Annotated in this window: 19 protein-coding genes; 6 read left to right on the forward strand and 13 right to left on the reverse strand. The window is 57.7% G+C overall.

What is annotated here, in order from left to right:
- Positions 1-24 precede the first annotated feature (24 nt).
- Positions 25-1,713 (reverse strand): YbaL family putative K(+) efflux transporter, encoded by a 1,689-nt coding sequence (gene ybaL, locus AC6I8A_RS05440; RefSeq protein WP_256695829.1) that lies wholly within the window; start codon positions 1,711-1,713, stop codon positions 25-27.
- A gap of 445 nt (positions 1,714-2,158) precedes the next feature.
- Between ybaL and ushA the strand changes: the two genes are divergently transcribed.
- A complete protein-coding gene (ushA, locus tag AC6I8A_RS05445) occupies positions 2,159-3,913 on the forward strand; it encodes a bifunctional UDP-sugar hydrolase/5'-nucleotidase UshA (protein WP_436331648.1) in 1,755 nt (584 codons plus the stop codon).
- A gap of 51 nt (positions 3,914-3,964) precedes the next feature.
- On the opposite strand, the gene AC6I8A_RS05450 is transcribed toward ushA, so the two are convergent.
- Positions 3,965-4,396, reverse strand: coding sequence for a multidrug/biocide efflux PACE transporter (locus AC6I8A_RS05450; RefSeq protein WP_293796627.1), 432 nt, complete (start codon positions 4,394-4,396; stop codon positions 3,965-3,967).
- A 90-nt stretch (positions 4,397-4,486) separates the two neighbouring features.
- Here AC6I8A_RS05450 and AC6I8A_RS05455 point away from each other — a divergent pair, with 90 nt between their 5' ends.
- Complete coding sequence (locus tag AC6I8A_RS05455) at positions 4,487-5,356, forward strand: LysR family transcriptional regulator (protein ID WP_256695830.1); 870 nt, start codon at positions 4,487-4,489, stop codon at positions 5,354-5,356.
- Here AC6I8A_RS05455 and ybaK read toward each other — a convergent pair.
- The 4 genes from ybaK to copA form a co-directional block, all read right to left on the reverse strand.
- Positions 5,353-5,832 (reverse strand): Cys-tRNA(Pro)/Cys-tRNA(Cys) deacylase YbaK, encoded by a 480-nt coding sequence (gene ybaK / locus AC6I8A_RS05460; RefSeq protein ID WP_256695831.1) that lies wholly within the window; start codon positions 5,830-5,832, stop codon positions 5,353-5,355. The genes AC6I8A_RS05455 and ybaK overlap by 4 nt on opposite strands.
- A gap of 29 nt (positions 5,833-5,861) precedes the next feature.
- Positions 5,862-6,038, reverse strand: coding sequence for a hypothetical protein (locus AC6I8A_RS05465; RefSeq protein WP_258144720.1), 177 nt, complete (start codon positions 6,036-6,038; stop codon positions 5,862-5,864).
- A gap of 64 nt (positions 6,039-6,102) precedes the next feature.
- Positions 6,103-6,903, reverse strand: a complete 801-nt coding sequence (locus AC6I8A_RS05470) for a TraB/GumN family protein (protein ID WP_497818141.1) — start codon at positions 6,901-6,903, stop codon at positions 6,103-6,105.
- Between the two features lie 68 nt (positions 6,904-6,971).
- Positions 6,972-9,491, reverse strand: a complete 2,520-nt coding sequence (gene copA, locus AC6I8A_RS05475) for a copper-exporting P-type ATPase CopA (RefSeq protein ID WP_497818142.1) — start codon at positions 9,489-9,491, stop codon at positions 6,972-6,974.
- A 95-nt stretch (positions 9,492-9,586) separates the two neighbouring features.
- Between copA and cueR the strand changes: the two genes are divergently transcribed.
- Complete coding sequence (gene cueR, locus AC6I8A_RS05480; protein ID WP_110865662.1) at positions 9,587-10,003, forward strand: Cu(I)-responsive transcriptional regulator; 417 nt, start codon at positions 9,587-9,589, stop codon at positions 10,001-10,003.
- Here the strand turns inward: cueR and AC6I8A_RS05485 are convergent.
- The 5 genes from AC6I8A_RS05485 to tesA all read right to left on the reverse strand — a co-directional run bounded on the left by AC6I8A_RS05485 (position 9,979) and on the right by tesA (position 13,780).
- Positions 9,979-10,437 carry an NfeD family protein gene (locus tag AC6I8A_RS05485; protein ID WP_497818934.1) on the reverse strand — a complete coding sequence of 153 codons (459 nt, stop codon included), beginning with the start codon at positions 10,435-10,437 and terminating at the stop codon, positions 9,979-9,981. The genes cueR and AC6I8A_RS05485 overlap by 25 nt on opposite strands.
- Positions 10,437-11,351, reverse strand: a complete 915-nt coding sequence (locus AC6I8A_RS05490; RefSeq protein WP_312179593.1) for an SPFH domain-containing protein — start codon at positions 11,349-11,351, stop codon at positions 10,437-10,439. Before AC6I8A_RS05490 ends, AC6I8A_RS05485 begins: the two co-directional genes overlap by 1 nt.
- Before the next feature lie 63 nt (positions 11,352-11,414).
- Positions 11,415-12,269: a co-chaperone YbbN gene (locus tag AC6I8A_RS05495; protein ID WP_008103837.1), complete on the reverse strand. Its 855-nt coding sequence runs from the start codon at positions 12,267-12,269 to the stop codon at positions 11,415-11,417.
- A gap of 79 nt (positions 12,270-12,348) precedes the next feature.
- Positions 12,349-13,122 carry an SDR family oxidoreductase gene (locus AC6I8A_RS05500; RefSeq protein ID WP_061717430.1) on the reverse strand — a complete coding sequence of 258 codons (774 nt, stop codon included), beginning with the start codon at positions 13,120-13,122 and terminating at the stop codon, positions 12,349-12,351.
- A 31-nt stretch (positions 13,123-13,153) separates the two neighbouring features.
- Positions 13,154-13,780, reverse strand: a complete 627-nt coding sequence (gene tesA / locus AC6I8A_RS05505; protein WP_176971305.1) for a multifunctional acyl-CoA thioesterase I/protease I/lysophospholipase L1 — start codon at positions 13,778-13,780, stop codon at positions 13,154-13,156.
- Here tesA and ybbA point away from each other — a divergent pair.
- From ybbA to AC6I8A_RS05520, 3 genes are all read left to right on the forward strand, one after another.
- Positions 13,748-14,434, forward strand: a complete 687-nt coding sequence (gene ybbA / locus AC6I8A_RS05510; protein WP_008103831.1) for a putative ABC transporter ATP-binding protein YbbA — start codon at positions 13,748-13,750, stop codon at positions 14,432-14,434. The genes tesA and ybbA overlap by 33 nt on opposite strands.
- Positions 14,431-16,848 (forward strand): putative ABC transporter permease subunit YbbP, encoded by a 2,418-nt coding sequence (ybbP, locus tag AC6I8A_RS05515; protein WP_497818143.1) that lies wholly within the window; start codon positions 14,431-14,433, stop codon positions 16,846-16,848. Before ybbA ends, ybbP begins: the two co-directional genes overlap by 4 nt.
- A gap of 229 nt (positions 16,849-17,077) precedes the next feature.
- Positions 17,078-17,674 carry a class I SAM-dependent methyltransferase gene (locus tag AC6I8A_RS05520; protein WP_497818144.1) on the forward strand — a complete coding sequence of 199 codons (597 nt, stop codon included), beginning with the start codon at positions 17,078-17,080 and terminating at the stop codon, positions 17,672-17,674.
- Between the two features lie 113 nt (positions 17,675-17,787).
- Here the strand turns inward: AC6I8A_RS05520 and purK are convergent, their stop codons facing one another.
- Positions 17,788-18,852, reverse strand: a complete 1,065-nt coding sequence (purK, locus tag AC6I8A_RS05525; protein WP_497818145.1) for a 5-(carboxyamino)imidazole ribonucleotide synthase — start codon at positions 18,850-18,852, stop codon at positions 17,788-17,790.
- Positions 18,849-19,358: a 5-(carboxyamino)imidazole ribonucleotide mutase gene (purE, locus tag AC6I8A_RS05530; protein ID WP_497818146.1), complete on the reverse strand. Its 510-nt coding sequence runs from the start codon at positions 19,356-19,358 to the stop codon at positions 18,849-18,851. The genes purK and purE overlap by 4 nt, the downstream gene beginning before the upstream one ends.
- Between the last annotated feature and the right edge of the window lie 71 nt (positions 19,359-19,429).

Genomic DNA, 19,429 nt, shown 5'->3' on the forward strand with positions numbered 1-19,429 from the left:
GACCTTCTCAATGACCGCACTCACTTAAATCGGGCACTCACGCACAATCGGGTTCTGCGCAATCTCCTCTTCCAGCACATGCAACATGCTGTTGGCAATCTCACGCTCGCCCATCACCACGCGATTTGCGCCGCGCTCCATAATGTAGGTCACTTCGTCGTCATAATGCGCACGCGCAATAATCTCAATATCCGGGCGCTTCTCGCGCGCCGCCGTCACTACTTCACCGGCTTCGTAACCATTTGGAATAGTCAGCAGCAGCCAGCGGGCGCAGTCGAGGCGCGCTAATTCCATGGTATCAACGCGTGCTGCATTGCCCAGTACCGCTTTAATCCCTTGTTCACGCAGCGCTTCAACGCGCGGACGGGAGTTCTCCACCACCACCAGCGGTACATCCGCTTCCATCAGTTTTTGCCCCAGCAGGCTGCCGACGCGACCATAACCAACCAGCACCGCGTGATTGCAGATATCCACCGGAATCTGTTTCTCTTCTTCGATCGCTTCTTCCAGCGTCTGCTCTTCGATGGTCTCGGTTTTGTCGAGGTAGCGTTCCAGCATGCTAAACAGAATCGGATTAAGCATGATGGAGAGAATCGCCGCCGCCAGCACCAGATTGCGGCCTTCCTCGCTCAGCATGCCAAGCGAGATGCCGAGACCGGCCAGAATAAAGGCGAATTCACCAATCTGCGCCAGGCTCACCGAAATGGTCATCGCGGTACGACGTGAATGGCCAAGCAGCGTTACCAGTAGCCAGGCGGCGATGGATTTACCCAGTACGATAATCGCCAGCGCGCCCAATACAGCCAGCGGCTGCTCAATCAGGATCATCGGGTCAAACAGCATGCCGACGGATACAAAGAACAGTACCGCGAACGCATCGCGCAGCGGCAAGGTATCGTGCGCCGCGCGGTGGCTGAGTTCGGATTCGTTCAGCACCATGCCAGCAAAGAAAGCGCCGAGGGCGAAGGAGACATCAAAGAATTCAACGGCGCCAAAGGCGATACCGAGCGCCAGCGCTAACACCGCAAGGGTAAACAGCTCACGCGAACCGGTTGCGGCACTTTTTGCCAGAATCCACGGTACCACGCGACGGCCTACCACCATCATCAGCACCATAAAGGCGACGACTTTACCGATGGTCAGCAGCAGATCCCACAGCAGCAGCGTTGGGCTAGCGTTGCCTTGTTCCAGCATGCCCGCAATCGCTGGCAGCAGCACCAGCGTTAGCACCATCACCAAATCTTCCACAATCAACCAGCCAATGGCGATTTGCCCGCGCTGGCTATCAATCAGCTGACGCTCTTCCAGCGCGCGCAGCAGCACCACAGTACTGGCGGTGGAAAGACACAGACCAAATACCAGACCGGTCATCCACGACCAGCCCATCGTCCAGGAAAGTCCCATACCCAGCAGCGTGGCCACGGCGATTTGCGCGATGGCGCCGGGAATGGCGATGGACTTTACCGACATCAAATCCTTCAGCGAGAAGTGCAAACCGACACCAAACATCAGCAGAATAACGCCGAGTTCAGCCAGTTCTGGAGCAAGGTTGGTATCCGCGACAAAGCCTGGCGTGAAAGGGCCGGCCAATACGCCAGCTAATAGATAACCAACCAGCGGTGAGATGCGCAGGCGGTTTGCCAGCATACCAAGGAGAAATGCGAGGACCAGCCCCCCGACAATGGTAGTGATCAACGGTGTGGTGTGATGCATGCCTGTCTCCTTGTGTGCAAATGTATCCGCTTGTAACAACCTAGTGTAATGCACAATCACTGACCGCGTTTAAACATTTGAGCGGTAAAAACGCACTAAATTGAAAAAATGAGACTAAAACGCAGCTGAAGCTCCATTTTCGTCAGTTATCTCACTATATCGGCTGGAAATACGCAGAATGAAGAGTGGCGCGGAAAAATAGTTGCGACGGGAAACTGGCTTCGCAGCAGGTGTTGTTGCGGTTAAAGCGGTCCTAAGTCGATAAAGTCGCCGCCAGGCGTAGAATTGGGTTATCCAATGAAGCGCCTGACGGTTATGCAGCTTGTTTGATTGATGCTTTGCCAGTTTCATCTTGAGTTAGCCAGCCATCTGTGCGAAACAGAAGGGCGATAACGCACATTAAGTCCACCGCTAAGTGGAAAAACGCAGAATAAGGAGATCGGCTTTGTTTTTATCACCGCGAAAGGGGCGCTGGCTGGCGCTGACAGTGTTACTGCTGCCGATGCTGGCGCAGGCGTGGCAAACGGATCGCAGTTATCGTTTTAGTATTCTGCATACCAACGATCATCACGGTCGCTACTGGACCAACGCGCAGGGCGAATATGGCCTCGCCGCGCAGAAAACCCTGATGGATCAACAGCGCTACGATGTGCAGGCCAAAGGCGGCGGCGCGCTGATCCTGTCGGCAGGCGATGTGAACACCGGTGTACCCGAGTCAGACATGCTGGATGCTGAACCCGATATTCGCGGCATGAACCTGGTGGGTTATGACGCCATGGCGCTGGGCAATCACGAATTCGACAAACCACTTAGCGTGCTGCAAAAGCAGCAGAAGTGGGCCAAATTCCCTTTCCTTTCGGCCAACATCTATCAAAAAGGCACCGACACACGCTTATTTAAGCCGTGGGCGACCTTTAACCGCATGGGGCTGAAGATTGCGGTGATCGGCCTGACCACCACCGACACGCTACGTATCGCCAATCCAGAAAATATTGCGACCATTGATATTCGCGATCCGGTGAAAGAGACCGAGAAAGCGGTGGCGGAATTACGCGCCAGCGAAAAGCCTGACGTGATCATCGCGCTGACGCACATGGGCCATTACGACGACGGCCAGCACGGCAGCAATGCGCCGGGTGACGTGGAGCTGGCGCGCAGCCTGCCGCCGGGCACCATCAACGTGATCATTGGTGGCCATTCACAGGATGCGGTGTGCATGGAGAAAGAGAACGTCAGCGTAAAAGATTATCAGCCGGGCCAGCCTTGCCAGCCGGATCGTCAAAACGGCGTGTGGATCATGCAGGCGAAAGAGTGGGGCAAATTTGTTGGGCGCGGCGACTTCACCTTTCGCAATGGCGAGCTGACGCTGGAGAATTACCAGCTGATCCCGGTCAACCTTAAGCACAAAGTGAAGAATCTTGATGGCAGCGAATCCTGGCTCACCTGGCAGGAAGAGATCCCGCCGAACAGCGCGATGATGAAGCTGTTAACGCCTTTCCAGCTGCGTGCTGGCAAGCAGCTGGATGTTAAAGTCGGCAGCAGCGATGGCGTGTTTGTTGGCGAGCGCGACAAAGTACGCTTCGAGCAGACCAATCTTGGGCAGCTGATTTTACGCGCGCAAATGGCGGCGACCAAAGCGGACTTTGCGGTGATGAGCGGCGGCGGCATTCGTACGTCGCTGGCGCAGGGCAATCTCAGCTGGCGCGATTTGCTGCAGGTGCAGCCTTTCGGCAATCAGGTGGTCTCGGTTACGCTGAGCGGCAATGAGCTGCTGAGTTATCTGGCGACGGTAGCCAATATCAAAGTGGATTCCGGCGGCTTCGCGCAGTTCAGCAACATCAGTCTGGTGGCGGATGGCAAGGGCGTCAGCGACGTGAAGATTAATGGCGAACCGCTGCAAAAAGATAAAACCTACCGCATGGCGACCAACAGCTTTAACGCCAGCGGCGGCGACGGCTATCCGAATATTGAAACTCATGCTGGCTTCAGCAACAGCGGGCAGCGCGATGCGGATGTGCTGCGTGACTACGTCAGTCAGCATTCACCTTTAAAAGTGAGTGACTATCAACCGAGCGGGATTGTGCATCTGACGGCGGCACAAATTGAAGAGCGCAACAAAGCGCAGGAGAAGCAACGCAAGCCAAGCTATCCACAAATGATTCTGGCGTGGATCTGGCCACGCGCCGCACAGCAACATTGAACTCTGCGCACGTAGGGTCGCCATTCATGGCGACCTTTTTCCAGATGCACATCACGCCTGACAGGATTTCTGCGTCACCCAACGGTGGCGCAACTTATCCCACATCCAGTTGTAAACCATGGTGTAGGGCAGGAAAAACAGAAAGAACGCCACTTCCAGCACAAAGGCTTCCAGCAGCGAAATATTCAGCATCCAGGCGGCAATCGGCAAGCCAATCAGGATAAACCCGCCTTCAAAGCCCAGCGCATGCATCGCGCGCAAACCGAATCCGCGTTTAACCTGCGGCGGCCAGATGCGATCAAAACCGCTGTTATAGATCATGTTCCACAGCATGGCGACGGTCGACAGCATAATCGCCAGCGCGCCCATCTGAAACAGCGGTTTCTCCATGATCCAGGCAGCCAGCGGTGCAACAGTGATAAGTGCCAACCCCTCAAAGCCTGCGGCATGATAAAAACGTTCTTTCAGCGAACGGGTACGCATATAAACCTCCTTATTGGTGACAACACGCATTTTCGCACTGTGTGATGCTAAGATAAAATGATCACCTATCGATAAAAGCGATGGTTCACCATGAAGTATTCCCCGGAATCCCTTGAGGCATTTGTGCAAACTGTGGCCAGCGGATCCTTTTCAGCGGCAGCGCGTGCGTTGGGCAAAAGCCAGTCCACCATCAGTAGCGCGATCGCGAATCTGGAAGATGATCTGGGTTTCACGCTGTTTGATCGCAGCGGCCGTCAGCCGGTACTGACTGAGCAAGGTCAACGTGCGCTGGCGCAGGTGCAGCAGATTTTGGCAGCGAGCCAGCGGCTGGATGAGCTGGCAGTGCGCTTGTCGCAGGGTGTTGAGCCGCGTCTCAGCATGGCGATTTCCGATTTTTGGCAGGCCGATCACCATGAAAATCTCCTCAACCGGTTCGAGGCTCGTTACCCAGATATCGAATTCGAGTGCATGATTGCCGAGGATGCTGATGCGTTAGATCTGATACAAGCCGGACGCGTGCATCTTGGTGTGGTGCGTGCGCAGCCGCAACTGCCGCCGGATTTGGCAGTGGCGCGCTTGCAGGTTGGCGCGCAGATGGCGATCTATCTGCATCAGAACCATGCTTTTTCCCAGCTGGATCAGGTCAGTGAAGGGCAGTTGGGCGAGCTACGGCATCTGCGGCTTAATACCTGGGTACAAAACCACGATCCGCTGCCGGCGGGGCGAGTGTGGGCCGCTCCATCTTACTTACTTTTACTTGAGATGGCGGAGCAGGGTTTTGGCTGGAGCATACTGCCGCGCTGGCTGGTGGAGCAGTTTGGGCATCAGGTGCTAAAGGAGTTGCCGGTGCCGGGCTGGCCGCAGCGTATTGCGGTTGATGTGGTGTGGTCGCGACGTAATCCGCCGGGACCGGCTGGGCGCTGGATGATCGATCAACTCTGCGCCCAGCAGCCCGATTAATCGCGCCGCGCGATGTCGGCCAGCGGCGCGTCCAGCAGGCGAGACAAATCGTGTGCGGCCAACTCCAGATCCAAGCCGCGTTTGCCGCCGGAGATAAAGATGGTGGCAAATTCGGCCGCTTGCTGATCGATCACCGTTGGCAGACGTTTTTTCTGTCCTAACGGGCTGATGCCGCCCACCAGATAACCGGTCACGCGCTGTGCCAGCTGCGGATCGGCCATATCCGCTTTCTTCGCGCCCAGCGCTTTGGCGACCTTTTTGAGATCCAGCTGGGTTGAGACCGGCGTCACCGCAACCGCCAGCGCTTTGGCATCGCCGTTGAGCGACACCAGCAAGGTTTTGAACACCTGACGCGCATCCAGATTCAGCTTACGCACCGCTTCATCACCAAAATTGGTTTCATGGCTGTCGTGGTCGTACGGATGCAGGGTAAAGGTGACTTTTTGTTTTTCCAGAAGTTTTACCGCAGGCGTCATGATCGGTCCTTGTTAGGAAAATTCTTATTTCAGTTTTGATGGAAAAACAGTGGCGAAATTCTGAACTTTGCGCGAGAATTGGCCCGCGCCAGCAAGAGATTGTTGGTGATAACCAAAATCATAAACAAATTCCTCTTTGACGGGCCAATATCATTATTGGCCTTCTTTTTTTGTATTTTGAGCACATCTGGAATGTAGGTCGCCATTAATGGCGACCCTACGGATGTTTGGTGCGTTTTTGTAGAGGCGCCATTTATGGCGACCAATACGTTAACCCTTCAGCAAATCCGGCAGATTATCATCGCCATACAGATGTAACGCGCCCACCGCCACCACATAACGCCCTTTCGGTAACGCCAGCAGCAACTCGCGCCAGTGCTGATTTCGGTTGCGCATCAATGTGTCGTTCAATTCACTGCTAAAAGTGGTGGGCAACGCCACGGGTTGCTGGGTGGGCGGCGCATCCAGCCACCAGCTGATCATGGTTTGCAGCAGACGTGCGTTGGTATGCCAGTGCTCCAGCGTATCCAGCAACAGCGGCAAACCATCCTGCGGCAGCGATTTCAGCAGGGCGATCTGCGTTTCCGGACCTTCCAGCTCGATAACGCGTTTGTTGGCTGCTTTGGCCGCCTGCAACAGCTGATAATCGATACCAAACTGCGGACGCAATCCCAGCCGCTGCGCCTGTTGCGCCTGCAACATCAGCGCGATCTGCCAGAACGGCAGCGTATCGAACAGGCTCAATGACAGCGAAACCTCATCGCACAACGCGTGCAATCGTTGCAGCGTCTCGTCATCCAGCCGAGTCGCCAGCGGCGGGCATTGATCATCTTCGCTAAATGGCGATCCGCCTTGGGTGATATCGGCTTCGACAATCAGCGCATCGGCTTTATGCAGCTGGCGCAACAGCCCGGCAGGCAGCGGCTGCATATCGCGCGTGCCCATGTGAATGCTGCCCGCCAGATGCAAACGACGATCGCCCAGCTGAATATCCATCGCCGGCCAGCTGTAGCTGGCCGGGAAAAGGGTCGCGATCCGTTGTTGGATGCTGTGCCACAGGCCGTGTCTCATTCCCTGTCCTTTTTAAGGCAAAAAACCATGCTAGCGATTTCATCCGATGAAAAACAGGGCTGTAATGGCTATTGCCGTTGCGCGGGCTTGAAGCGCAACAAACGGTTGGCGTTGCTCACCACGGTAATGGATGACAGCGCCATCGCCGCGCCCGCGACAATCGGGCTCAGCAGCATGCCGGTAAATGGATAGAGCACGCCCGCCGCAATCGGAATCCCCAGGCTGTTGTAAATAAAGGCACCCAACAGGTTTTGCCGCATATTGCGCAGCGTGGCGCTAGAAATCGACAGCGCATCGGCGACGCAGTGCAGATCGTTACGCATCAGCGTCATGGCGGCGGTTTCTACCGCCACATCGCTGCCGCCACCCATCGCAATGCCGACATCGGCTTGCGCCAGTGCGGGCGCATCATTGATGCCGTCGCCGACCATCACCACTTTGCGGCCTTGCTGCTGAAGCTGCGTAATCGCCTGCGCTTTGCCATCCGGCAACACGCCGGCAATCACTTCATCAATACCGGCTTCGGCGGCAATCGCCTGCGCGGTTTTTTGGTGATCGCCGGTCAGCATCATCAGACGATAACCTTGCTGATGCAGACGCTGCAGCGCTGCTTTGCTCTCCGGACGCAAGCTGTCTCGCAGTGCGATCAATCCCAGTAGCTGCTGATTATCGGCCAGCAGCACCGGCGTTGCGCCTTGTGCCGCGAAGCGTTCGATGTCGGCCTGCGCGGCGCGATAATCAATCTGCTGCTCATCCAGCAGCGCCTGATTTCCCAGCAGCAGCGTTCTGTCGGCCACTGTAGCGCTGATGCCTTTGCCGCGTATTGTACGAAATTGCTTAACCGCTTCGGCGTTCACCGCAGGCGCAGCATCGAGAATGGCTTTAGCCAGCGGATGGCTGGAGCCTTGCTCCATCTGTGCCGCCGCGCTGAGCACCTGCTCACGATTCCAGTCGCTATATAGCACGACATCACTGACCTGCGGTGTGCCGCGTGTCAGGGTGCCGGTTTTATCGAACACAATGGTGTCGACTTCGCTGGCCCGCTGCAGCGCATCGGCGTCACGCACCAGCACGCCCAGCTCTGCGGCGCGTCCGACGCCTGCAATCACCGACATCGGCGTGGCTAAACCCAAAGCGCAAGGGCAGGCGATAATCAGCACTGTCGTCACAATAACCAGCGTATAAGCCAGCTGCGGCTGCGGACCCGCCAGATACCAAATCAAGCCACTTAGCAGCGCGATCGCCACCACCACCGGTACAAACACCGCGGAGATACGGTCGGCCAGCCGGCCAATATCCGGTTTGCTGCTTTGCGCCTGACGCACCAGATTGATGATGCGCGCCAGCGTGGTGTGGCTGCCGGTGGCGCGCGCCACAAAGTGCAGCGTGCCGTCTTGCACCAGCGTACCGGCAAAAATTTTATCGCCCGGTTGTTTGGCCTGCGGTACCGCTTCACCGGTCAGCATCGCTTCATCCAGCCAGGCTTCGCCGCTGGCAACGTTACCGTCCACCGGTACGCGATCGCCGGTGACCAGTTTCAGCGTCATGCCGGACTGAACCTCGCTAAGTGGCAGCAGCGTTTCACCCTGATCGCTGATGACCCGCGCCTGCGCCGGGGTTAAATCCAGCAGACGTTCCAGCGCCTTCGAGGCGCGCTGGCGTGCGCGCTGCTCCAGCGCGTGGCCAAGATTGATCAGGCCAACGATCATCACGCTGGCTTCGAAATAGAGATGACGCGCCTGATGCGGGAAGAATTCGGGCCACAGGGCGACGCTCATCGAGTAGAGCCACGCCGCGCCGGTTCCCAGCGACACCAGCGTGTCCATGGTGGCGGTGCCGTGACGCAAACTGCGCCACGCGCTGCGGTAGAAGTGCCCACCGGCAATCACCATCACCAGTAAGGTGATGACGCCAAGCGTGCGCCACAGCGTTTGGTTATCTGCGCTCAGCATCATGTTGTCGCCGAGCATGCCCCAAATCATCATCGGCACGCCGAGCAGCAATGCCAGCGCTGATTGCCAGCTAAAGCGGCGCATGGCTTGCTGCACGCTGACCTGCTGGCGTTCGCGCCGGGTTTGTTCGTCATCGATCACTTCGGCGGAATAACCGGCCTGATCGATAGCGCTCACCAGCGCTTCGGCGCTTGCATCGCCGATGATCAGCGCGCTGCGCTCACCAAGATTGACGCGTGCCTGACTGACGCCCGACACCTTTTGCAGCGCCTGTTCCACGCGACTCACACAGCTGGCGCAGCTCATGCCGCCAATCAGTAAGTGATGCACAGGAAGATCAGCTTCAGTGGATGGTGCCGGTTGCGACTCCGTTGTCAGCGCCTCCGGCGGCGGCTCTGTAGCTGTCAACGGATCAGGCTTTGGGCTGGCTGCGCCGTCTTTCAGCACCGCGTGATAACCGGCTTGTTCAACCGTAGCGATCAGATCGCTGGCGCTCGCCGCGCCGGTGACGCGCGCTTCTTGCTGCGTGACATCGGCCTGTTCAACATCGCTGCGCTGCTCCAGCGCTTCTTTAACGCGTTTAACACAGTGGCCGCAGGACAAGCCATCCAGCGCCAGCAGTTGGGTATGCGACATGGTTAACTCCTCAGGTAATGATTTTGACTGCATGCAAAAATTGCATTAGAACTAAAGCCTAAACCTTCCCCTGAATGGAAGGTCAAGGGGGAAAAATGAACATCAGCGATGTGGCAAAAAAAACCGGACTCACCAGCAAAGCGATTCGCTTCTACGAAGAGAAGGGCGTGGTGACGCCGCCGTCGCGCAGTGACAATGGTTATCGTCATTATGCGGCGCATCATATTGATGAGCTGAATCTGCTGCGTCAGGCGCGTCAGGTGGGATTTACGCTGGAAGAGTGCCGTGAACTGGTGACGCTGTTCAACGATCCCGCGCGCCACAGCGCCGATGTCAAAGCGCGCACCTTGCAGAAAGCCGACGAGATTGCTGCGCACATCGAAGAGTTACATGCGATGCGCGCGCGCTTACTGGAGCTGGCGGAGGCTTGCCCGGGCGATGACAGCGCAGAGTGCCCAATCATCAATCACCTGGCCGGTTGCTGCCATCACGCCGATGGAAAGCGCGGCTGAATCATCAGCGTAATGCCGACCACGCCGGTGACAATCACTGGCGTACCTGCCGGCAGATCGCTATCCGCCTGCACGCGCCAGCTGCTGTCGCCGATGCGCACGTGACCAAGGCCATTTTTCAGCGCGTTATCCAGCGTCAGCTGCATCCCCATTAACTGATTGCCGCGCTGGTTAAGCGTGTTGGCGACCTGCGACGATTCGCGATAGCGCATCCAGCGATACCAAAAAAACGCGCTGAGCAGCGTCATCACCGCAAACACAATGCCCTGGCTGGTCCATGAAATGGGAAACAACCATTCGACCAGCGCCACCGCGACGGCGGCCAAGCCACTCCACAGCAGATAACCGCTGGTGCCGAGCATTTCGGCGGCCAGCAGCAGGCCGCCCAACGTCAGCCAGAACCAGTGTGGATGCGCAATCAACTCCATCAGGATCATGGTCGGCGCTCCGTTCGGCTCTCCTTCAGCAACTCACTGATACCGGCAATTGAACCGAGCAGGCTGCTCGCATCCAGCGGCATCATCACCACTTTGCTGTTGTTGGCTTCGCCAATTTTTTGCAGCGCGTCCGTGTATTTCTGCGCCACGAAGTAGTTCACCGCCTGAATATCGCCGGCGGCTATCGCCTCGGAGACCATGCGCGTCGCCGTGGCTTCCGCTTCCGCCTGACGCTCGCGCGCTTCGGCTTGCAGGAAGGCGGAGGTGCGTTCACCTTCGGCTTTGAGGATCTGCGACTGCTTGTCGCCTTCAGCGCGCAAAATCGCCGCCTGGCGTACCCCTTCGGCGGCAAGGATGTCGGCGCGCTTGGTACGTTCCGCCTTCATCTGCGCGTTCATCGCGGCAATCAACTCTTGCGGCGGGCGCACATCGCGGATTTCGATACGGGTGATTTTCACGCCCCACGGATTGGTGGCTTCATCGACGATATGCAGCAGGCGCGTGTTGATGTTATCGCGCTGCGACAGCATCTCATCCAGCTCCATGCTGCCGAGCACGGTGCGGATGTTGGTCATGGTCAGATTGAGGATCGAGAGTTCAAGATTGCTGACTTCATAGGCGGCGCGCGCCGGATCGACAACCTGGATAAAGCACACTGCATCAATAGTGACGTTGGCGTTGTCTTTAGAGATGATTTCCTGGGAAGGGATGTCGAGTACCTGCTCCATCATATTGATTTTGCGACCAATACGATCCATGAACGGTACAAGCAGATTGAGGCCGGGCGCCAGCGTTTTGGTATAACGGCCAAAGCGTTCTACCGTCCACTGATAGCCCTGTGGAACAATTTTTACACCGGCCCACACGGTAACGAGTGCGAGCACAATGATGACGGGAATGACCGTTAACATATAACCTCCTGGCTGTCAGATTGTCGGGCCGAGTCGTTCGGCCCGTTTAACGCGCGGTACCGATTAGTACAGCAGCGAGTAAAGCTGGCGGCGATAGCGCGTGGCGAGGGTGTCGCCGGTGCCGAGTGCGGCCAAAATCTCCTGGAACATTTTACGCACCTGGCCGTCACCAACGCTGAGATCGCTTTTCAGGAAGCTGAACAACAACTCCAGCGCTTCCTCATTGCGGCCAACCTGATGCAGCTGTAACGACAGTTTAGCAGCCAGCTCAGCATTGGTTGGATCGCTGGCTAACTGCTCCTGCAACAGCTGAATTTCTGGTGTGTCGGCGGCCTGCTTTAACAGGTCGATTTGCGAAACCAGGCTCTGATAGCGCGTGTCCTGATCCTGCAACGGCACCGCATCCAGCACGGTTTCTGCTTCGTCGCTGCGGTTCAGGGTGATCAGCACTTCCGCCAGCAGGAAACCAATTTCGCTGTTTTTGTTGCTCAGCTGCCAGGCGTCTTTCAACAGCGGCAGCGCTTCCAGCGGTTTGCCTTCGTGCATCAATTGCATCGCCTGCTGCGCTTTAACCTCTTCTTCACGCGGCAACACTTTTTGCAGCAGGGCGCGAATCGCCTCTTCCGGCTGCGGTCCCTGGAAGCCATCCACCGGCTGACCGTTCTGGAACAGGTAAACGGTTGGAATGGAGCGCAGGCCAAACTGCGATGCCACCATCTGCTCTTTATCGCAATCCAGCTTCGCCAAAATAAACTGACCGGCATACTCCTGCGCCAGGCGATCCAGCACCGGCGTCAGTTCCAGACAGTGCTGACTGCGTTCGGACCAGAAATAAAACAGCACCGGCAGCTGCATCGACTGTTCTAAAGTCTGCTGCAGGTTGGATTCGTTGATGTCGATAATCAAAGCGTGTGACATGAATACGTCTCTTGTCAGAAAGTGTGTTGAGGATATGGGGGCAAGCTGCCCCGGTTCAAGTTTGATTCTGCGTTGCAGCTTAGTTGCTGCGCAAAATGCGATCCAGTATCCAACCTGGCAACAGACGTTTAAGCAGACTCATCGCCCAGGCGACCAGCGTGACCGGATAGCGCAGACGCGGATGTTTGCTCTCTAACGCGTGGCGCAGCTTCGGCAGAATCGCTTCTGGCGGCAGGGTAAAACGCGCGGCGATGCCCGGATTGCGCACCGGTTTATCCTGCTGGCCCTGATGCACGTTATCGGTGAATCGAGTGCTAATCGGGCCTGGCTCAATCAGGCTGACGCGCACGCCTGAGTCGCGCACTTCGAGACGCAGCGCATCGCTCCAGGCTTCCAGCGCCCATTTGCTGGCGGCATAAGCGCCGCGACCCGGCGTAGAGATCAGTCCCAGCACCGAGCTGGTATTGACGATGCGTCCGTTGCCGCTGGCTTGCAGCGCGGGCAGCAGGCGCATGGTCAGTTGATGAGTGCCAAACAGGTTGGTGGAAAACTGCTTTTCTAACTGCTGACGCGAAACGCTGCTGAGCGGCCCATATTGACCAAAACCGCCGTTGTTAAACAGCGCGTGCAGGCGATGATCGGTGAGTTCCAGCACGCGGTCGGCGGCGGCATCGACGCTGGCAGCATCATCCAGATCCAGCTGCACGCCAATAAATCCCAGCGCTTCCATGCGCGCCACATCGTCGGCGCGGCGACAGGCGGCCAGCACGCGATAGCCGCGCGATAAAAGGTCATTCGCGGCGACCAAACCAATGCCGCTTGAGCAGCCGGTGATGAGAATTGTTCTTTGCATTTTTTTACCCGTTAAAAATCACACGTCTGCATTAATCATGCTTTACTAACGGAGCCAGTTCGGTCGCCATCAGGTTGGCGATAAACGGCTGAGCATCCGGATTGGGGTGAATTCCATCCTGCTGCATCCACTCCGGCTTCAGGTAGACCTGCTCCATAAAGAAGGGCACCAGAGGAATGTCGTACTGCTGTGCCAGGCGCGGATAAATCGCGCTAAACGCCTCCGTATAACGACGTCCATAATTGGCCGGTAGACGAATCTGCATCAGCAGCGGCTGCGCCTTAGCGGCTTTCACTTCGTCGATCACTTTGGTCAGATCGGCGGCGATATTCTGCGGCGGGAAACCACGCAGGCCATCATTACCGCCCAATTCGATTAACACCCAGCGGGGTTGATGCTGTTTTAATAGGCCCGGTAGACGCGCCAGCCCTTGTCCGGCGGTATCTCCGCTGATGCTGGCGTTCACCACTTTGGGCTGCTGTTGCCACTCTTTATTCAGCAGGCTCGGCCAGGCCGCCGTGGCCGACATGCGATACCCGGCGCTCAGGCTGTCGCCCAATACCAGCAAGGTATCGGCGGCGGCGAGTCGGGACACCAGCAGAAGCAATAACAACAGGAAGGGATAATGCCAGCGGAAAACATTGTTGCAGTTCATCATCTTACTAAGTCCGTCGGTCAGGGAGAGCATCAGCTGACCATCCTTACCGGAGTTGAGCTGGTTGTCAAACCAGCTGAGACCATCGCCCTGATTGGCGAGTCCGGCTCTGGCAAATCCACGCTGCTGGGCATTCTGGCCGGACTGGATGACGGCAGCAGCGGCGAAGTGCATCTGCTTGGCCAGCCGCTGCACAGCATGAACGAAGAGCAGCGTGCGGCACTGCGCGCGCGCGAAGTGGGCTTTGTATTTCAATCATTTATGCTGGTGCCGACGCTGAACGCGCTGGAAAACGTGCAACTTCCGGCGCTGTTGCGTGGCGACAGCGATCGCGAAAGCCGTGCGCAATCGGTGGAGTTGCTTACTTTATTGGGCTTGAAAGATCGTCTGCATCATCTGCCGGCCCAACTTTCTGGCGGCGAGCAGCAGCGTGTGGCGCTGGCGCGTGCCTTTAGCGGCCGTCCCGGCCTGCTGTTTGCCGATGAACCTACCGGCAACCTCGACCGTAAAACCGGCGATCGCATCGCCGATCTGCTGTTCTCCCTCAACCGCGATTTTGCCACCACGCTGATTCTGGTGACGCACGACGAACAACTGGCGGCGCGCTGCGACCGCCGCTTACGGCTGCGTGACGGCAAGTTGTGGGAGGAGTCATGATTTGGCGCTGGTTCTGGCGCGAGTGGCGTTCGCCCTCGCTGCTGATTGTCTGGATGGCGCTCACTTTAGCCGTGGCCTGCGTGCTGGCGCTGGGCTCGATCAGCGACCGTATGGAAAAAGGCTTAAGCCAGCAGAGCCGCGACTTTATGGCGGGCGATCGCACGCTGCGCACCACCTCGCCCGCGCCGGAGGCGTGGCTGAATAAAGCGCGTGACGAAGGGTTATCGGTCAGCAGCCAGTTGCACTTTATGACCATGACGTTCGCACAAGAGACGCCGCAGCTGGCGGACGTGAAAGCGGTGGATGATGCCTATCCAATGTTTGGCACGCTGCAAACTAATCCGCCGGGCTTGCGTCCACAAGCGGGCACGGTGTTGGCCGCGCCGCGTTTGCTGGCGCTGCTGAATCTGAAAGTGGGCGATAGCGTGGATGTCGGCGACACCACGCTGCGCATTGCCGGTGAAGTGATTCAGGAGCCGGATGGCGGCTTCAATCCATTCCAGACCGCGCCGCGTCTGCTGATGAATCTGGCTGACGTGGAGAAAACCGGCGCGGTGCAGCCGGGCAGTCGTCTGAGCTGGCGCTATAAATTCTCTGGCGACCCGGCACCGCTGGCGCGCTATGACAGCTGGATCGAACCACAGCTAAAAGCCGATCAGCGCTGGATCAGCGTCGATAACTCGGAAGATGCGCTGGGTCGCTCGATGCAGCGCGCGCAGCAATTTTTACTGCTCTCGGCCTTGCTGACGCTGATGCTGGCGATTGCTGCGGTGGCGGTGGCGATGAGTCATTACTGCCGCAGCCGCTACGATTTGGTGGCGGTGCTGAAAACCCTGGGCGCAACCCGTAAGGCGCTGCAGCGGCTGATTATCGGCCAGTGGCTGGCGGTGCTGCTGCTGGCGGCGATTGTCGGAAGCGCGTTGGGGCAGGGCATTGAAATGATTCTGCTACTGATGCTGAAACCGGTGCTGCCGGGCGCGCTGCCTGCGGCGAGTTTCTGGCCGTGGCTGTGGGCGATTGGCGCGATGTTTGTGATTTCGCTGCTGGTGGGTTTGCGTCCGTATCGCTTGCTGATGGCGACGCAACCGCTGCGCGTACTACGCCGGGATGCGGTGGCGAACGTCTGGCCGCTGCGCATCTATCTACCCGCGATGGCGCTGGTGGTGATTGGCTTGCTGGCGCTGCTGATGGGCGGCAGCAAAATGTTGTGGGCGTTGCTGGCGGGCGTGGTGATGCTGGCGCTGCTGCTGGCGTTACTCGGCTGGGGCACCTTGCTGCTGCTGCGTCGGTTGGTGGTGCGCAATCTGGCGCTGCGGCTGGCGATTAACCGTCTGCTGCGACAACCGGCGATGACGCTCAGCCAAATGGCAGCGTTTTCGCTGTCATTTATGCTGCTGGCGCTGCTGCTGGTGATGCGCGGCGATCTGCTGGATCGCTGGCAACAACAATTGCCGCCGGATAGCCCGAACTATTTCCTGCTGAACATCACCAAAGAGCAGGTGCCGCTGGTGCGTGACTTCCTGAGCGAGCATCAGCTTAAGCCGGAAACCTTCTATCCGATTGTGCGTGCGCGCCTGACCGAACTGAACGGCAAAGAGGCCGATCCTAAGCTGGATAACGCGCTAAATCGCGAACTCAATCTGACGTGGCAAGCTGAGCGCCCGGATCACAATCCGCTGATCTCCGGCAACTGGCCGCCGCAGGCCGGTGAAGTGTCGATGGAAGTGGAGCTGGCGGATCGTCTGGGCGTGAAGCTCGGCGATACCTTAACCTTCAGCGGCGACACCCAGCAGTTCAGCGCCAAAATCACCAGCTTGCGTAAGGTGGATTGGGAAAGTCTGCGGCCGAATTTCTTCTTTATCTTCCCGCCGGGCGCGCTTGATCAACAGCCACAAACCTGGCTCACCAGCTTCCGCATGGCGAGCAATCCGGCACTGCTGGCGCAACTTAATCGCGCATTCCCGACGCTGAGCCTGCTGGATATCGGCAGCATGATGCGCCAGATCGGCCAGGTGTTGACGCAGGTGAGTCAGGCGCTGGAAGTGATGGTGGTGCTGGTCACGGTGTGTGGCGTGCTGCTGCTGCTGGCGCAGATTCAGGTCGGCATGCGTCAGCGTCGGCAGGAGTTGGTGGTCTATCGCACACTTGGTGCCAGCAAGCGCCTGCTGCGCGGTACGTTGTGGTGCGAGTTTGCGCTGCTGGGCGTGGTGTCGGGGATTGCGGCAGCGCTGGGCGCGGAAGCGGCGCTGTGGGGCTTGCAGCGCAAGATCTTCGATTTCCCGTGGCAGCAAGACTGGACGCTGTGGATCGCCTTGCCGATCGGCGGCGCGCTGCTGCTCTCGCTGTGCGGCGCCTGGCTGGGTATTCGACTGTTAAAACAGAAGGCGCTATTCAGAAGCTTCAGTGCCGGATAAGCAAAACGACTTGTCTTAAATTTAAGTTCTGGTCTGTGTGAGTCGACTCATGAACGCAGACCAGACTTATTTAAGGCTAAACATGTCATCTCCACTTATCGTCAAATCCGTTGTTGAAATCGGCTGCTGTGAAGTCTGCCAGGGCGAAGCCACGCTGTATGGTGTGACCGATTTCAATACCATCTGTCATTCGTAAAATGCCAGTCGTTACACTTATCCGCTCACCGGCGTGGCGATTTATTATCATCAATGTCAGACCTGTGGTTTGGTTTATACCCATGCGTGCGATGACTGGACGCCAGCGGATTATGCACAGCACATGTATAACGAGGATTACGGGCAGTTTGATCCTAACTATGAGATCAATCGACCGATGAGAAATCGCGATCTGATTTTGACGTTATTCAAAAAATATCACGGCAAAAAAATGCTGGATTACGGTGGAGGCACCGGCACGCTGGCGCGCTTAATGCAGGAAGTGGGCATTGATATGGTGGAGTGGGATCCATTTGTGCCCGGCGATTATCCAGAACTGAATTCGTATGAATTTATGACCAGTTTTGAGGTGTTTGAGCACACGCCCGATCCACATAAAACGCTGGGAGAGGTTTCAGGCTTTATGAAACAAGGCGGCGTGTTTTTCTTCAGCACAGCGACCACCGACGAAGTGAGCCACCTTGGTATGACGGACTGGTATATTTCGCCGCGCACCGGACATATTACGATTCATTCGGAAGCGTCGCTGAATGCATTGTTCAGTGCGCATGGGTTCCAGATTACGCATCTGAATCGCTGGAGCCATGTGGCGATGAAGATGGTGGGGTAAAGGGGGGCCTGATGCCCTCACCCCGGCCCTCTCCCACAGGGAGAGGGAGATGTTCGCTCGATCGGTTCCCTCTCCCTTTGGGAGAGGGCTAGGGTGAGGGAAAAACAGCTGCACTATAACTTCTCAACCGCCCACGCAATTCCGCTCGCATACACTTCCGGCAGCAGCGGCACCAGCGCATTCAGCGCTGACGCAAGGCGCCCACGATCGCTATCGGTCAGATTAAGATGCCCAACCTTGCGGCCTTCGCGCACCTCTTTGTCGTACCAATGCAGATGCACCAGCGGCTGTTGCAGCCACGCCAGATTCACATCGGTACCAATCAGATTCACCATTACCGACGGTGCAAACACCACCGGCTGCGGAAGCGCCAGACCCAAAATCGCACGCAGATGCAGCTCGAACTGGCTGATGGACGCGCCATTCTGCGTCCAGTGACCGCTGTTGTGCACGCGCGGGGCCAGCTCGTTGATCAGCAAACCTTCAGGCGTAATGAAACACTCCATCGCCATCACGCCAACATACTTCAGCTCATGCATGATGGCGCTGAGCATCACTTCCGCCTGCTGTTGCTGTCTGGCATCGGCTTGCGGGAACGCCACGCTGGTGCGCAGAATGCCGTCCTGATGCAGGTTATGCGTCAGCGGATAAAACACCGTGCTGCCATCGTGTCCGCGCGCGCCGACCAGCGATACTTCGCCGCTGAAATTAATGCCCTGCTCAACGATGCATTCGCCGTAGCACTCATCCGGTAGCGCATCGGTTTCATTGGCGCGTAAACGCCACTGACCACGGCCGTCATAGCCGCCGGTACGACGCTTCACAATCGCCAGTTCGCCCAATTTGCTGAACACGTTCGGCCACTCGGCTTTATCGGCCAGCAGCTGCCACGGCGCGGTGGCGAGGTTCAGTTGATCCAGCAGCTGTTTTTGCGTCAGGCGATCGGCGAGACGCGGGAAAATATCGCGATTCACAAAGGCCGGATGGCTCGCCAGTTCGCGGGTTAACGCGGTTTCCGGCCAGCGCTCGATCTCGGCGGTAATCACGCTTTCAGCGATCGGCAGCGCAGAAGGCTCCGCATCCAGACCCACCGGATACACCGCGATCCCCAGCGGTTCACCCGCCTGGCGCAGCATGCGGCCTAACTGACCATTTCCTAATACGCAAACCGGCTTCATGCTTCCTCCCGCGGATCCGGGTTGTTCAGCACTTCATCAGTCTGCGTTTGACGCCAGTGGGCGATGCGCGTTGACAGCGCGCTGTCGTGGATCGCCAGAATCTGCGCGGCCAGCAGGGCAGCGTTGGCGGCACCGGCTTTACCAATCGCCAGCGTTCCGACCGGAATACCGCGCGGCATCTGCACGATGGAGTAGAGGCTATCGACGCCGCTCAGCGCCGCGCTTTGCACTGGCACGCCCAGCACCGGCACCAGCGTTTTCGCGGCCAGCATGCCCGGCAAATGGGCAGCACCGCCGGCACCGGCGATGATCACCTGAAAACCGTTGTCGGCTGCGGTTTCCGCGAAGCTGAACAGTTTGTCGGGCGTACGGTGAGCTGAGACCACTTCAACGTGGAAGGGAACATCCAGGCTGTTAAGAATTTCCTCGGCGAACTGCATGGTAGCCCAGTCACTTTTGGAACCCATGACAATGGCGATACGGGCCGGGGCGGCGTTGGATGACATGCGGTCAACTCCTGTGAATATGCAAACGAACCTGGCCGGGCGGGCAGGCGAAGAAGGGCACAGAGAATAGC

This window comes from Pantoea sp. X-Soil-ISGK-275 (genome assembly GCF_059730795.1).

What these genes read in the sequence shown, in the direction of transcription:
- ybaL (WP_256695829.1), bottom strand. Translation starts at nt 1,713, where the DNA reads ATGCATCACACCACACCGTTGATCACTACCATTGTCGGGGGGCTGGTC.
- AC6I8A_RS05450 (WP_293796627.1), bottom strand. Translation starts at nt 4,396, where the DNA reads ATGCGTACCCGTTCGCTGAAAGAACGTTTTTATCATGCCGCAGGCTTT.
- AC6I8A_RS05455 (WP_256695830.1), top strand. Translation starts at nt 4,487, where the DNA reads ATGAAGTATTCCCCGGAATCCCTTGAGGCATTTGTGCAAACTGTGGCC.
- ybaK (WP_256695831.1), bottom strand. Translation starts at nt 5,832, where the DNA reads ATGACGCCTGCGGTAAAACTTCTGGAAAAACAAAAAGTCACCTTTACC.
- AC6I8A_RS05465 (WP_258144720.1), bottom strand. Translation starts at nt 6,038, where the DNA reads ATGGCGACCTACATTCCAGATGTGCTCAAAATACAAAAAAAGAAGGCC.
- AC6I8A_RS05470 (WP_497818141.1), bottom strand. Translation starts at nt 6,903, where the DNA reads ATGAGACACGGCCTGTGGCACAGCATCCAACAACGGATCGCGACCCTT.
- copA (WP_497818142.1), bottom strand. Translation starts at nt 9,491, where the DNA reads ATGTCGCATACCCAACTGCTGGCGCTGGATGGCTTGTCCTGCGGCCAC.
- cueR (WP_110865662.1), top strand. Translation starts at nt 9,587, where the DNA reads ATGAACATCAGCGATGTGGCAAAAAAAACCGGACTCACCAGCAAAGCG.
- AC6I8A_RS05490 (WP_312179593.1), bottom strand. Translation starts at nt 11,351, where the DNA reads ATGTTAACGGTCATTCCCGTCATCATTGTGCTCGCACTCGTTACCGTG.
- AC6I8A_RS05495 (WP_008103837.1), bottom strand. Translation starts at nt 12,269, where the DNA reads ATGTCACACGCTTTGATTATCGACATCAACGAATCCAACCTGCAGCAG.
- AC6I8A_RS05500 (WP_061717430.1), bottom strand. Translation starts at nt 13,122, where the DNA reads ATGCAAAGAACAATTCTCATCACCGGCTGCTCAAGCGGCATTGGTTTG.
- ybbA (WP_008103831.1), top strand. Translation starts at nt 13,748, where the DNA reads ATGCCAGCGGAAAACATTGTTGCAGTTCATCATCTTACTAAGTCCGTC.
- tesA (WP_176971305.1), bottom strand. Translation starts at nt 13,780, where the DNA reads ATGATGAACTGCAACAATGTTTTCCGCTGGCATTATCCCTTCCTGTTG.
- ybbP (WP_497818143.1), top strand. Translation starts at nt 14,431, where the DNA reads ATGATTTGGCGCTGGTTCTGGCGCGAGTGGCGTTCGCCCTCGCTGCTG.
- purK (WP_497818145.1), bottom strand. Translation starts at nt 18,852, where the DNA reads ATGAAGCCGGTTTGCGTATTAGGAAATGGTCAGTTAGGCCGCATGCTG.
- purE (WP_497818146.1), bottom strand. Translation starts at nt 19,358, where the DNA reads ATGTCATCCAACGCCGCCCCGGCCCGTATCGCCATTGTCATGGGTTCC.